Source organism: Flagellimonas oceanensis (assembly GCF_003992595.1).
Classification (GTDB): domain Bacteria; phylum Bacteroidota; class Bacteroidia; order Flavobacteriales; family Flavobacteriaceae; genus Flagellimonas; species Flagellimonas oceanensis.
This window is the reverse complement of sequence record NZ_RZNA01000047.1, coordinates 16316-30778: the sequence shown is the minus strand read 5'-3', so window position 1 is coordinate 30778 and position 14463 is coordinate 16316. Positions and strand designations below refer to the sequence as shown.

The window sequence follows — 14463 nt, the reverse complement described above, 5'->3', positions numbered from 1 at the left end:
TCTTTACGGTGCCGAAAAGCTAATTTTTCGGCACCTTTTTTTTAAGATAAATCGAGTCAATTCCTATGGATTACGGAAAAGAATTTAAAAAATACGCTACCCAACACCATGGTATCAACAGCATGTACTATGATAAACTCATGAGTACCATGTACCCCATGAACATGACACCTAACATTATCGAAGAGCGACAGTTGAACGCTGTTGCGATGGATGTTTTCTCTCGTTTGATGATGGACAGGATTATTTTTATGGGAACCGGGATCAATGACCAGGTGGCCAACATTGTACAGGCACAGTTGCTCTTTTTGGAAAGTGCAGATGCCTCCAAGGATATCCAGATCTACATCAACTCCCCGGGCGGAAGCGTGTATGCAGGTTTGGGCATTTACGATACCATGCAGTTCATAAAACCCGATGTGGCCACCATTTGTACGGGTATTGCCGCCTCCATGGCAGCAGTATTGCTTTGTGCGGGACACGAAGGAAAACGCAGTGGTTTGCCTCACTCCAGGGTAATGATACACCAACCGCTCTCAGGAGCACAAGGCCAGGCAAGTGATATCGAAATTGCGGCCCAAGAAGTTCTTAAGATTAAAGATGAACTTTACCAGATCATCTCCAAACATTCAGGTCAATCTTTTGATAAGGTTTACGAAGACAGTGACCGTGATTACTGGATGAAGGCACCAGAGGCCAAGGAGTACGGAATGATTGACGAAATATTAGAGAGAGATAAGTCATAACGCAAACCAATTGATTAAAAAACAACCACTTAAGGTAGAACAAATCCAATTTTTTTACGTTATTGTTGGTTGAAGATTAAAATTTTATGGCAAAAGAAAATTTGGAATGTTCTTTTTGTGGTAGAAAAAAGCCGGAAACCAATTTATTGATTGCCGGTTTGGATGCGCATATTTGCGATAGATGCATAGAACAGGCCCATAGCATTGTAGCCGAGGAGTCCAAACAGTCCAAAAACCAAGATTTGTCCTCCGAACTGGTTTTGAAAAAACCCATGGAGATTCATGATTTCTTGGACACTTTCGTAATTGGACAGGAAAGAACCAAAAAAGTAATGTCCGTAGCGGTATATAACCACTACAAAAGATTGTTGCAGCCCAAAGGCAAGGACGAGGATATAGAAATCCAAAAGAGCAACATTGTTATGGTCGGGCAAACAGGTACGGGTAAAACCCTTATCGCCAAGACCATTGCCAAAATGTTGAACGTGCCATTGGCCATTGTGGACGCCACCGTTTTGACCGAAGCAGGTTACGTGGGCGAGGATGTGGAAAGTATTCTCACCCGACTTTTACAAGCGGCCGACTACAATTTGGAAAAAGCGGAACGCGGGATTGTCTTTATTGATGAAATAGACAAGATCGCCCGTAAAAGCGATAATCCATCCATTACCCGTGATGTATCAGGAGAAGGGGTTCAGCAAGGACTATTGAAACTTTTGGAGGGAACCACTGTGAACGTACCACCAAAAGGTGGTCGTAAGCACCCCGATCAAAAATTCATCGAGGTCAACACCGAAAACATTTTGTTTGTGGCAGGTGGGGCATTTGACGGTATCGAACGTATCATCACCAAACGTTTGAACATGCAAGCGGTAGGGTACAGTGCTTCCAAAGCCGAGGAGAATCTAGATCAAGAGAATATTCTGCAATACATCATCCCAAGGGATTTGAAGGAATTCGGCCTTATCCCTGAAATCATAGGAAGGCTACCTGTGCTCACACACATGAATCCCTTGGACGCCAAGACACTTCGTGCCATTCTAACGGAACCAAAGAACGCCATCATCAAACAGTACGAAAAACTGTTTGCCATGGACGACATCAAGTTTTCCATTACCGATCAGGCATTGGATTATATTGTGGAAAAGGCGGTAGAGTACAAACTCGGTGCACGTGGGTTGCGCTCATTGTGCGAAGCCGTATTTACCGATGCCATGTTCACTTTACCGAGCAGTGATGAAACAGAGTTTAAGGTAACGAAAAGCTACGCCGAGAAGAAATTGTCCTACGAGACAGTGAAAAAACTAAAAGCAGTCTCTTAATCAGACTGCTTTTTTAGTTACTTTTTCCAATAGTTCCAGACTTACTTTGGAGATTATTTTCTCATCCGAATACAGGCTATGCCCAAAATTTGGAACAATCCTTAAATTGACTCCAATGCTTTTGGCCCATTTCAGTCCCGGTTTGGATTTATCGCACTCCCCATAGATCAGTTCCACATCTGAAGAAGGTGCCATTTGGTTTTCATTTTCGATTCCTGAAGCGGAAATAGCCGTGACGGACTTAGCAGCTAAGCCTTGCAATAATGCTTTGTAAGCAACCGTAGCCCCGGTTCCGAACGCCAAATAATGGGCCGGCTCAGCTTCTTTATGAATCAAGTTGGAGACTGCTCGTTCAATCCCTCCTTCGTTAAAGGCATTGTCGATGTTTTCTTCCGAGAATATGGATACATCGACATTTCCCAACTGTTGGCAATCGTGGAAAACAATATCGTAGTATTGCTGCAGGTAGCCAAAATAAGAAGCTATCCAAAGCCCCTTTTTCGCGCCCCATTTATCTGAAATCACTACAAGTTTTTCGGCCATGATTTTAATGGTTTTGTGTTTTTACAAAAAGATTTGATACGGGGAAGTTCCATATTCAACGAAGCAAATCCTTTTTTATTTGTTCAAAAGAAACGTTTTTACGATGAATGGCTGTAATTTACGAAAACGTTTTCGTAAACTCAGGACAAAAGGTCATTTCTTACGATAACCAACACTTTTTTAAAGGGTGTTCATACGGAGAAGTTCCTCCAAGCAATCCCTATCATTGGACAATCGAGGTATCTTGTGCTGCCCACCGAGCTTGTTTTTGGACTTGAGCCAATGGTGGAACAAATTCTCACGCGCCACATGGACTTTGGGCATCTTCAAGGTAATGTTGTTGTATCGTTTGGCCTCGTAATCCGAGTTGAGTGCCTTGAGTGCGTTGTCCAACATTTCGGTAAAATAAGCGATGTCCCCTGGCAGTTTTCTAAACTCAATGATCCATTCGTGTGCGCCTTTTTCCTTGCCCGTCATAAAAATTGGGGCAGCGGTATAATCCATGATTTCCGCCTCGGTTTTCAGGCAAACTTGTTTCAAGGCTTCTTCCGCATTTTCAATGATCAACTCTTCGCCAAACACATTGATATGATGTTTGGTGCGTCCCGTAATTTTGATTCGATACGGATTTTTGGAGGTAAATCGAATGGTGTCGCCGATCTTGTAACGCCACAAACCCGCATTGGTAGTAATGATCATGGCGTAGTTGACCCCTAACTGAACCTCCCAAAGAGGAATCGCCCGGTCCCCTTCCCCATGTGCATCAATCGGGATGAATTCATAAAAAATACCATAGTCCAACATCAACAACAGTTCATCGGAATTATTTTGATCCTGGATTCCGAAAAAACCTTCCGAGGCATTGTACGTTTCATAAAAGTTGAACTTCTTGCGGGGCAATAATTTTTTATATTGATTCTTGTAAGGGGTAAAGCTTACTCCTCCGTGGAAATATACTTCCAAGTTCTCCCAAATCTCGAACAGATGGTTCTTTCCCGTTTTCTCCAACACCTGGTTGAGCAATACCAACATCCATGATGGCACTCCGGCCAAACTGGTCACATTCTCTCGAATACTTTCCTCAATGATGGCCTCCAGTTTGGATTCCCACTCGGTCATCAAGGAGACTTTATTACTGGGCGTACTACTATATTCTGCCCAAAGGGGCATATTATCGATCAATATAGCGGAAAGGTCGCCGAAAAAGGTCCCGTTGTCCTCATACAGTTCCTTGCTCCCCCCCAACCTCAAACTTTTGCCCGTGAACAATTGGGAATTCTCATTATTGTTAAGGTAAAGGCACAACAAATCCTTACTGGATTTATAGTGGCAATCCTCCAAGGCTTCCGTACTCACGGGAATAAATTTGCTCTTGGCATTGGTGGTCCCACTACTCTTGGCAAACCATTTAATGGAGGTCGGCCAGAACAGGTTCTGCTCCCCCCTACGTGTCCGCTCAATGAGCGGGGCCACTTCCTCATAGGTCACAATGGGCACCCTGTTCCTGAACTCTTCGTACTTGGGCAGATCTTGGAAACCATATTGCTTGCCAATCATCGTATCCCTGGAAAAGTCCATAAGTTGGCGCAACACCTCATCCTGCACATCCAACGGATACTTTAAAAAAAGCTCTATTTGATGGTAGCGCTTTCTTAATAACCAAGAAGCAATGGAGTTGAATAATGGTATTGGCATTTTAGGTATATTTAACCAAAGAAAGTTAGCTTGGCGTAACTGCTAAAATAACTTTTCTAACACTCATTTTCAAATAAGATAAACACATTCAATTTAATATGCTGTACGAAGGAGTCCTGAAAAAGATGCGAACGGAAATCGGAAACCCCATCCAATACTTTTTGGTTTTTGAAAACGATTTTATCAACATGAACCAAGCACTGGACAGAGAGCTTCAAATTGATTTCATCAAGTTCCAATGCTTGAACTGTGGAGAGGACAAACCTATCTATAGACAAGGGTTTTGTAAATCCTGTTTTTTTGAAACTCCCCTTGCAGGCGATTGGATCATGAAACCCGAACTGAGCACCGCCCATTTGGACAAGGAGGACCGTGACCTTGAGTTCGAGAAAAAGATGCAGTTGCAGCCACACATTGTGTATTTGGCCAACTCCAGTAACATAAAAGTCGGGGTCACAAGAAAATCACAGGTGCCCACCCGTTGGATAGACCAAGGCGCCCACGAGGCCATCGAAATCGTGGAAGTGCCCAACCGATATTTGGCAGGCATTACCGAAGTGGCACTCAAAGAACACGTGAGCGATAAGACGAGTTGGCAAAAAATGCTCAAAAACGATATTGAAGATGTGGATTTGGTGGAATGGCGGAACAAATTAAAGGACAGTATCCCCGAAGAGGCCATGGATTATTATTTAAATGACAGGGAAGAGACCAACCTGGAATTTCCGGTGTTGCGATACCCTGACAAGGTAAAAAGCCTCAATCTGGACAAAACTCCAAGCTACAAAGGCACCCTTAAGGGAATCAAAGGACAATACCTTATTTTTGAGGACAACACGGTTTTCAACGTCAGGGGAAGTGAAGGCTATTATGTGGGAATGGATTTCAGCTGATCCCTACACTTGACCCCCTTATGACCAACCACCTCAACCGTATACAAGCATGAGCCAAAAAATCAAACTTACCGAAGCAATTTCCATTGGAATCGGAGGTATGGTGGGGGGTGGTATTTTCGCCGTTTTGGGATTGGCGGTTGACCTATCCAAAGGGGGAACGCCCCTGGCCTTTCTCTTTGCCGGCATGTTGGCCCTGATCACTTCTTACAGTTACGTGAAACTTTCCAAGCAATACGCCGATAGGGGCGGTACGGTAAAATTCATCAATCAAGGCTTTGGAAAAACCATATTCAGTGGCGGTATCAACAATTTGCTTTGGGTCAGTTACATCATCATGCTGTCGCTGTATGCTTCGGCTTTCGGTTCCTACGCCCCAAACCTGTTCTCCATAACTGGCGGCGAACTGGATTTCCACATCTACGCGAGTGCCATCATTGTTTTAGCCTCCATTATAAATTATTACAGTATTAAGGTAGTGGGGATGATAGAATCCTATGCCGTCATCATCAAACTGGTTATTCTGATTTCTTTTATCTGTGTTGGATTATACGGTTTGATGGGCAATCCCAATCTGGAGCAATTGTCTCCTGAAAACTGGGAAGCTCCCCTACAACTGTTGACCGGGGGCATGGTCATCTTTGTGGCCTATGAAGGCTTTGAACTCATAGCCAATTCTGCCCCTGACATTGAAAATCCCGAGAAGAACATCCCAAGGGCCTACTATATTTCCATCATTTTTGTGGTGCTGCTCTATATTATCATCGCAGTGGTGACCGTTGGGTCCCTTCCCTTTGATAAAATCAAAACTGCAGAGGATTATGTACTGGCCGAAGCGGCCAAACCCATGTTGGGCCAAACAGGGTTTACCGTAATCACCATTGCGGCACTCATTTCAACATTTTCAGCCATCAACGCATCCCTTTATGGCGGGAGTCGGGTAAGTTATGAGATTGCCGAAGATGACGAACTTCCCCATCAGTTCACTTATCAACTATGGAACCAACCCATTGGTCTGCTTATGACCGCAATTCTAACATTGACCTTGACCAATACCTTGGAACTCGAAAGTATCTCTACAGCTGGCAGTGTAGGCTTTTTGTTGATTTTTGCCATGGTCAACTATGTTGGATTTAAAATGTCAAAGGAAACCCGCAGTATCAAGGCCATACCCTTGCTCGGGTTTGTATTATGCTCCCTGGCCACCATTATTCTCCTGCAACAACAGTTTGGGACAAACAAAATGGGGGTCATTGTCGCCGTCTCTATTATTGGCGCTTGTTTTTTGATCGAATGGTTGTACAAAAAGCTCGAAAAAAGTAAAAACCCATAGTATGCTCAAGTTTTTTAGAAAAATCAGGAAGGAATTGATTGTGGAAAAAAAGGTCAGCAATTACCTGTTGTACGCCTTCGGGGAAATTGCTTTGGTAGTCGTTGGTATATTGATTGCCTTGGCTATAGACAACGCCAACGACAATCGCCTAAAAAGGGAAAAGGAGCAGGTTTACCTCAAAGGACTAAAGGAGGAATTTGACATTAGCAAAATAAAACTGGAAGAGCTCATCAAGATCAATCGGAGAAGTTATGAAGCAGCCCAAGAAATTGTTTTGTTGATGGGCGATGGGCATGTTGCCACAGAGGAAGGATTTTCAAATTTACTTTCGGATGCCTTTACCAATGATATTTTTTTCAACCCGAATAATTCCCTGCTCAATGAAATGATCAACTCCGGCAGTCTAAAGGATATTTCCAATGATACCTTACGGATTCGGTTAACCAATTGGATATCTACTATCGATGACATAGCCAATCAGGAAAAAATGCTCGGGGAAGAGCGGAACAATACGGTCAACGTATTCAGGGATGAAGGTTATAGCATCCATACTTTGTTGGACAATACGGGCATGTCCCAAAGGTTGGGGATTCCGACCAGCAAAAACCCCATCAGTAATCTAGGTGCATTGGAGTCTGTTGCTTTTGAAAACAATCTTCTATTGTTCATTATAACGAGCCAATCCACCGAAATAGACCATTACAATCCCCTAATGGTAAGCTTGAATTCCATTTTGGAGACTATCAATAATGAGTTGGAAAACAAATAAAGGGCGATGTAACATCGCCCTTTGTATTTAATTTACGGTATCTTTTTTCTTTTTACCGAGCAGTCCGCCCAAAATGGATTTGGCGGCATCTTTTACTCCATCCTCTTTTTTCGCCTTTGCACTGTCCGTTACGGTCGTATCCTTTTTACCACCCAGAATATTTCCAATGGCTTGCTTCACACCGTCAGATTTGGTTTTGGTGGTGTCGGATTCATCTTTTTTGAATGCATCGGACAAAAGGTCCTTGACCTTGTCCTTGCCCTGATTGACCAGTTTTTGCTTTTGCATCTCCACCAATTTAGTGGTCAAGGTCTTTACACTGGAAGTCAAATCGGTGCTTACCGAAGGGTTTGAGAAATTACCCCCAATATTGGCCGTTACCGGAACCGTTACCTCCCCTACGCTGTCATCGTTCAATTGGGCTATCAACTTGTTCACCTCGGCACCGAGATACTTGGCCGGCACATCCAAGGTAGCTTTGTACTGCAATTGTTTGTCAAAGGAGTGACTTCCATCCACATTGATGTTGATATCCTTATACCTCAAAGTGAACGGCTTTACCTTAACGGAGCCGTTGTCAAAGGTCAATGCGGTTTTAAGTCCGTCCAAATTGATCTCCTTGGTGTTCAAAAAGTTCAATTTACTGTCCAATGCAGACACCAAGGGCGCCTTTTGGGTATCTACCGTGGGCGACAGTAATTCTGCCAGTAAATTCCCTGATATGGTGGCCAGATTTGGGGTGAAATCTTCTTTTAGTTTACCTGTGATCTTAATGTCTGAATTCAGTTTTCCCTCCAGTGCACTGGCCAGGGGCGTTAGTGTTTTAAGTAAGTCCAAGCCTGCAAAGGATTCCCCAATGTTAAAATTGTTCATTCCAAGGTCAATGTCAAATGTAGCAGCCTCCTCCTTGGTGGATACCGACCCCGACATGCCCAAGGTACCTCCAAACAAATCCGAGGTAAGGTTTTTGACCGTTGCCGTCTCATCTTTGATGAGCAAGGTTCCCTTTACGTTTTTAAGGTTGAGATCATCGTAAACCACCGTATTGGCAGAGGCATCAATGGTACAATCCAAGAAGGATGGTATTTTGATGCGCTCCTCCCCTGTCGTAGTGGAGATGGTCTCTTCCACCGCTTCTTCCCCATCAGCCTCCTCGGTCTCCTCGACCATAAAATCGTTCAAGGCAAATTGGTTGGATTTGAGTGTGAAATTACCCTCGATGTTCTCATCGTTGAACATAAAGCCCAACAAATTGGTCAAAGTACCCTTCGCATCGAAGTCCGTATTTCCAGTTTTCCCTTGGAAGGAATCAAGGGTTACGGTATTAGGGTTGAAGGTAACAGCTGCCGTATTGATGGCCACTGGATTCTTCAGCTCTTCCGAAGCATATTCAAAGCCAGAAACGGATGCCTTCCCACTTGTCTTGGTATTTTGATATTGTTTTTTCTCCAATGAAGCCATATCGAAGGCAGTGGTCACATCGGCATTCAATATTCCTTTGAGATTAAAGTCTTCCGGAACGGGATAGGCCTGCGAAATATTGGCCAAATTAATTCTTCCGTCCATATGGGCATTTACCTTGGTGTTCCCCAACAACTCCTTGATTTTGGCATTCAGGTTGAATTTATCCTCATCAATAAGAAAAGAAAGCCTGTTGATGTTCACGTAGGTATCTTCCGTAATGCCTGTTACGTTGTTGATTTCGGTATCGATATACACATTGCGCACCGATTTGGGCAGATCTGGATATTTGAAGGATGCATTTTCCGAATTGATGGCAATCTTGAAAGTGGGGATATGTTCCTCATCAACCACGCCCTTGAACTCCCCGTTCACTTCAAAATTCCCGGTCGTTTCCACAGTCTCAATGTTCGAAGCATAGGCTTCAGGAATTACAGCCAAAAAGTTTTTGAAGTCGGAAGAGGGTGTTTTAAACGTGATGTCCACTTCCTGATTGTCCTCGTTCACCTTTACAAAACCATCAAATACCAAAGGTAATTGGTTGATCAAAGCTTTGTTTTCCAAAAAGGAATATTTGTTCTCGCCCAAATCGATTCCAATCAGGGCATCCAGATTGATTTTATTCCTGTTCAGATATCGCGTACTATCCATTTCAAAGGACACCAAGGCATCCGTCAATGTTTTCAGTTCTGATTTTTCCAAGGAAAGGTCACCCGTCCCGGAATGATTCATCTCGGTAATGTCCAACAGCATCCCACTGGCCATATCCTCATAAATGATCTCTGAATTGGTAATGGCATACGAATCCATGTTCAAGGTAACGTTGCCACTGGATTCTTCCGTTTCCGCGGCCGTCGAAGTGGTTTCTTCGCTTTCTTTGGCAATATCGTAGTTCGCATTGCCCTCGGCATCTACCTTGATGTGCAACTTGGCACCATCAATATTCAAGGTTTTGATGACAATAGCCTCATCCGCGGATTTGAACAATTCCTTAATGGACATGGCCAATTCGATTTCAGAAGATGCAAACAGGGTGTCTCCTTCGAAGGGAGCTTTGTTTACTAGAGAAAGCTTCGAAAGCCCAACATTCGCGTAAGGAAAACTCTTAAGGAGGCTCAAATCGGCATCCTCAAAATCCAAAGTGGCGTTGATGCTGTTATTGACTTTGGTCTTGACGATGTCTTCAATCTTACCTTGAAGAAACAGTGGGACCGCAATAATAATTGCGAGTAGGATAAGTAGGGTTATACCGGTAATTTTCAGGACTTTTTTCTTCATACTTGGGTGTTTTACAACAAATTAAAGGAGAAGTTATCAATCCAAAGAAATTTCTTCCCCTATTTTTAAGTTAAATCTTTTTCGCATGAGATTTACGAAAAGATAGAGCAATGGGGTGTCGAGCAGGGCAATCATTATTTTAAAAATAACACCACTGATCAACAATCCGTAGAATTTATCCCATGGAAGCACCCCAAAAATGCACAGGAGCCCCACCACGGTAAAGGTGTCAATGAACTGAGAGGAAAAAGTTGAAAAGTTGTTTCTGAGCCACAGCATTCTACCATTGGTAATCCGTTTCCAGAAATGATAAATGGTAATATCAATGTACTGAGCACCCAAATAGGCCAGCATCGAGGCCAAAACCCCTAGAGGGGACAATCCAAATACGGTCGTAAAAGTAGCGTCATCCACAGGCGAAGTTGGTATGGCGGAGGAATAATTGGCCAGCAAAATGATGCCCATCGAAAAAAATGAGGCGAAAATTCCAGCGGTAACCACTTGGTTCGCTTTTTTCTGACCATAAACCTCTGAGACCAGGTCAGTAATCAAAAACGTGATGGGATAGGGCAAAATACCCACTGAAAGTTCAAAAAGCGGAGCTCCAAACACGGAAACATCCCCAAAGGGACTCCAAGAGAAAAACTTTTGGAAGATAAGATTGGACACCACCAAGGAGGTAATGAACAATGCCCCTAGATACAGGTAAATGGAAAATGCTAACTTCTTGTCCTTTTGCGTCATATGGTATTAAAAAATTCCTCTGGGAACCATTGGCAACTGTCCTATTTTATTTTCAAACTGAAAGGCATTTTGGCCTGAACTCCTTCTTGTTTGGTAAATTGTTTGAATTCCTTCAAAATCTCATAGGCTTCCGTGCCTATTTCCTCTTGAATGATGGATTCCCCTATTTTGGTCTTTACCGACCCAAAGTCTTCCATTAAACGCTCAAAATCGGATTTGTACTTGGGGTATTTACGGACTCCATACGATTCCAAACCGGCCATATCGGCTGCGGCCGCTATGGCGTCGTCCAAATTCCCCAGTTCGTCCACCAGACCAAGGGCTTGTGCGTCCACACCGCTCCACACCCTACCCTGGGCTATTTGGTTTACACGTTCCACGGGCATGTTCCTTCCTTGGGACACTCGGTTCAAAAAGGTCTGGTAGGTCTCTTCGATACTTTCTTGCATTACATTGCGGAAAGTGTCGTTCATCGGCTCAAAAAAAGAATAATCCACGGAATTTTTGTTGGTACCGACCTGTTCTGCATTAACACCCATGTTTTCGGCCAATTGGTGCACGTTGGGAATGGTTCCGAACACACCGATGGAACCCGTGATCGTAGTTGGTTCAGCAAAAATCCTATCGCCCCCTACCCCAATATAGTAACCGCCCGATGCAGCAACATTTCCGAAGGAAACCACCAACGGCTTTTCTTTTTTGGCCAATTGCATTTCCCTCCAGATAATATCCGAGACCAAGGCACTGCCCCCTGGGGAGTCCACCCGAAGCACAATGGCCTTTATACTTTCGTTGTCAACAGCTTTGTGCAGAGCGTCTAGAATAAGGCCTTGCCCGATATAATCCTTTCCGCCTTCACCACCCAGAATTTCTCCCTGTGCATAGATGACCGCGATTTTATCGGAGCCTGTTCTGATACGTTCTTTATTGGCTTTTTGTATATAATCCCTAAGTCCCACATAGTCCAGCTCCTCATCCTGAGAAACACCAATTCTATCCTTGAGCAAACCTTCATATTGATCGTAATGCAAAGCTCCATCCAAAAGGCCGGATGCAACGGCATAATCAGGAGTTCTTCCTCCAAGGGTATCCGCGATGATGTTCAAATTTTGTGGGGTTATATTTCTGGACTCCGAAATATCATCCAAGATAACACTCCAAATAGAGGTGATCAATTCCTTGATCTGGGTGCGATTTTCATCGCTCATGGTGTCGGACAGAAATGGCTCTACGGCACTTTTGTACTTCCCATGGCGAATGACCTCCATTTTGATTCCAGACTTTTCCTGAAGCCCCTTATAAAAGAGCACTTCAGTGGCCAATCCCTTAAAATCCAATACCCCAACAGGGTTAATGTAAACCTCATCGGCTGCACTTGCCAGATAATAATCACGTTGGGTGTAGACATCGGCATGGGCCATCACAAATTTTCCGCTCGTTTTAAAATCGATCAATGCTTTTCGTATCTCACGGGTTTGGGCCACGCCTGCCATCAAATATCCCGTGGCAATACTGATTCCCTCGATATTGTTATCGTTTTTGGCCACTTCGATGGCATGTAAGATCTCATCCAGACCGAGTTCCTCACTTCCGAATGCAGCAAACGGATCGGTTTCATCTTTACCCGTATAATCCAAAACCGGGGATGTAAAACTGATTTCCAGTACAGAGTTCTTTTTTACAACGACACCATCATCCACGTTTCCCACAAGGGCCATAAAAATGAAGAACATGCCAACAATGATCATAAATGCCACCAAGCTCCCCAAAATCGAGGCCAATAGGTTTCTTAAAAACTTCATTCAATAAAATTTAATACGCTTCAAATATAACCATTGTAGTATTGTTTTGTTTACTTTGTTTCTTCGATTATGGTCAGAAAACAAAAGGTATATCTTTCACTGGGCAGCAATTTGGGAAATCGCCTTGCGAACCTCCAAAAAGCCATATTCCGCATTCGGGAAAAGGCTGGGAAAATACTGGATATTTCTTCGGTATATGAAAACCCTGCCGTTGGTTTTGAAGGGGATGATTTCTACAATATCGTCCTCTCACTGCTTACCCCACTTGACCCGAAGGAATTATTGGGCACCCTTTTGCAGATCGAGCAGGATTTCGGTAGGGTTCGTTTGGCATCGGGCCATAGTTCCAGAACCTTGGACATTGATATTGTTTATTACGGGTCGGAGGCCATCAGCAATGATGCTTTAGTGGTTCCCCATCCGCAGATGCAGCACCGCAATTTTGTTCTTAAACCACTGAGCGATATTGCTCCACAGTTTTATCACCCTGTACTGTTCAAGGATACCCGCAACCTACTGCAGGAATGTAGGGACAAGAACAAGTTGACCAAGACCAAGCACAAACTCTTTAAGGATAGGTCTGGATTGTTTTCCCAATTACAGCTCATTGCCATCGAGGGAAATATCGGCGCTGGAAAAACAACGCTTTCCAAAATGATCTCAGACGACTTTAATGCCAAATTGGTGCTGGAACGCTTTGCGGACAATCCGTTCCTCCCCAAGTTCTATGAGGATCAGGCCCGTTATGCATTCCCTTTGGAGATGTCCTTTTTGGCCGACAGGTACCAACAGTTCATGGACGACACCTCACAGTTTGACCTATTCAAGAACTTTATGGTAAGTGATTACGATATCTTCAAATCGTTGATTTTTGCAAAAGTGACCTTACAGAAAGAGGAGTACAATCTATACCGAAAGGTCTTTAATTTTATGTACAAAGAGGTAAGAAAACCCGAAATCTACCTTTATTTGTATCAAAATACCGAACGGTTACTGGAAAACATCAAAAAAAGGGGGCGTGATTATGAACAGAACATCGACCCTTTGTATTTGGAGAAAATCAATCGAGGGTATTTGGATTTCATCAAGGGGAATCCCAATCAAAACAGTATCATTTTGGATGTGGGAGAGCTGGATTTTGTGCAGAATCCAAAGGATTATGAATTCATTTTGGAAAAGCTGGAAGACCATATACTTTTATCAAACATTTAAGAGAATTTTTGGAAAATGTTTGGATATAACGAATGGTTTTATTTTATTAGCAGCCTCAATACGAGAAACTAACTAACTCAGACTTTACATAGGGCCCTGTTTTTCAGGGCCTCTTTATTTTTGGGCATTTTGTTTGGACCAAATATCCCACACCACTACTCCTGTACTTACCGAGATGTTCAAGGAATGCTTGGTACCGAACTGGGGAATCTCCAAAACCGTATGGCTGGCAGAGACCACTTCCTGCGAAACCCCTTTAACCTCGTTTCCGAAGATCAGGGCGGTAGTTTTTTCAGGGTTCACTTGATAGTCATTCAACATAACAGCGTTTTCAGCTTGTTCCACAGAGACTATGTGCACACCATCAGCCTTTAATTCATTGACCAATTCCAAGGTATCCTTGCGATATCCCCATTCCACACTTTCGGTAGCACCCAACGCCGTTTTACGGATATCCTTGTGGGGTGGGGTGGCCGTGATGCCACAGAGGTAGATTTTCTGAACCAGAAAAGCATCGGCCGTGCGGAATACAGAACCTATGTTGTTCAAACTGCGAACATTGTCCAAAATGATGATGATCGGCGATTTTTCGGCCTCTTTAAAACCTGTCACATCCAATCGGTCCAACTCGCTATTTTCCAGTTTTCGACTCATTTTTTAAACAT

12 protein-coding genes are annotated in these 14463 nt (G+C 43.5%); 6 read left to right on the top strand and 6 right to left on the bottom strand.

Annotated features, from left to right (window positions below; all coding sequences use genetic code 11):
- Positions 1-65: 65 nt before the first annotated feature.
- Both clpP and clpX read left to right on the top strand, forming a co-directional pair.
- The gene (clpP, locus tag EO132_RS13140; protein WP_127138300.1) at positions 66-746 is read left to right on the top strand and encodes an ATP-dependent Clp endopeptidase proteolytic subunit ClpP; all 681 of its coding nucleotides are present in this window, start codon (positions 66-68) and stop codon (positions 744-746) included.
- An 86-nt stretch (positions 747-832) separates the two neighbouring features.
- On the top strand, positions 833-2068 hold the full coding sequence (clpX, locus tag EO132_RS13135; RefSeq protein ID WP_127138299.1) for an ATP-dependent Clp protease ATP-binding subunit ClpX: 1236 nt from the start codon (positions 833-835) through the stop codon (positions 2066-2068).
- Here the strand turns inward: clpX and EO132_RS13130 are convergent, their stop codons facing one another.
- Positions 2069-2611, bottom strand: coding sequence for a hypothetical protein (locus tag EO132_RS13130; RefSeq protein ID WP_235856462.1), 543 nt, complete (start codon positions 2609-2611; stop codon positions 2069-2071).
- Positions 2612-2791: 180 nt separating this feature from the next.
- Positions 2792-4306, bottom strand: a complete 1515-nt coding sequence (locus EO132_RS13125; RefSeq protein ID WP_127138297.1) for a GH3 auxin-responsive promoter family protein — start codon at positions 4304-4306, stop codon at positions 2792-2794.
- Between the two features lie 98 nt (positions 4307-4404).
- Between EO132_RS13125 and EO132_RS13120 the strand changes: the two genes are divergently transcribed.
- From EO132_RS13120 to EO132_RS13110, 3 genes are read left to right on the top strand one after another with little or no spacing between them, the layout of a single operon-like run.
- Complete coding sequence (locus tag EO132_RS13120) at positions 4405-5199, top strand: DUF2797 domain-containing protein (RefSeq protein WP_127138296.1); 795 nt, start codon at positions 4405-4407, stop codon at positions 5197-5199.
- 49 nt (positions 5200-5248) lie between these two features.
- On the top strand, positions 5249-6532 hold the full coding sequence (locus EO132_RS13115) for an APC family permease (protein ID WP_127138295.1): 1284 nt from the start codon (positions 5249-5251) through the stop codon (positions 6530-6532).
- Between the two features lies 1 nt (position 6533).
- Complete coding sequence (locus tag EO132_RS13110) at positions 6534-7301, top strand: DUF6090 family protein (RefSeq protein WP_127138294.1); 768 nt, start codon at positions 6534-6536, stop codon at positions 7299-7301.
- A 27-nt stretch (positions 7302-7328) separates the two neighbouring features.
- Here EO132_RS13110 and EO132_RS13105 read toward each other — a convergent pair whose 3' ends face one another.
- Genes EO132_RS13105 through sppA form a run of 3 tightly spaced genes read right to left on the bottom strand, consistent with a single transcriptional unit; the run spans position 7329 to position 12586 of the window.
- Positions 7329-10040: an AsmA-like C-terminal region-containing protein gene (locus tag EO132_RS13105; RefSeq protein ID WP_127138293.1), complete on the bottom strand. Its 2712-nt coding sequence runs from the start codon at positions 10038-10040 to the stop codon at positions 7329-7331.
- A gap of 36 nt (positions 10041-10076) precedes the next feature.
- Positions 10077-10784: a queuosine precursor transporter gene (locus tag EO132_RS13100; RefSeq protein ID WP_127138292.1), complete on the bottom strand. Its 708-nt coding sequence runs from the start codon at positions 10782-10784 to the stop codon at positions 10077-10079.
- Positions 10785-10825: 41 nt separating this feature from the next.
- Positions 10826-12586, bottom strand: coding sequence for a signal peptide peptidase SppA (gene sppA / locus EO132_RS13095; RefSeq protein WP_127138291.1), 1761 nt, complete (start codon positions 12584-12586; stop codon positions 10826-10828).
- 69 nt (positions 12587-12655) lie between these two features.
- Here sppA and folK point away from each other — a divergent pair, with 69 nt between their 5' ends.
- Positions 12656-13798: a 2-amino-4-hydroxy-6-hydroxymethyldihydropteridine diphosphokinase gene (gene folK, locus EO132_RS13090; protein WP_127138290.1), complete on the top strand. Its 1143-nt coding sequence runs from the start codon at positions 12656-12658 to the stop codon at positions 13796-13798.
- A gap of 114 nt (positions 13799-13912) precedes the next feature.
- Here the strand turns inward: folK and EO132_RS13085 are convergent, their stop codons facing one another.
- A complete protein-coding gene (locus tag EO132_RS13085) occupies positions 13913-14452 on the bottom strand; it encodes an RNA methyltransferase (RefSeq protein ID WP_127138289.1) in 540 nt (179 codons plus the stop codon).
- Positions 14453-14463: the final 11 nt, after the last annotated feature.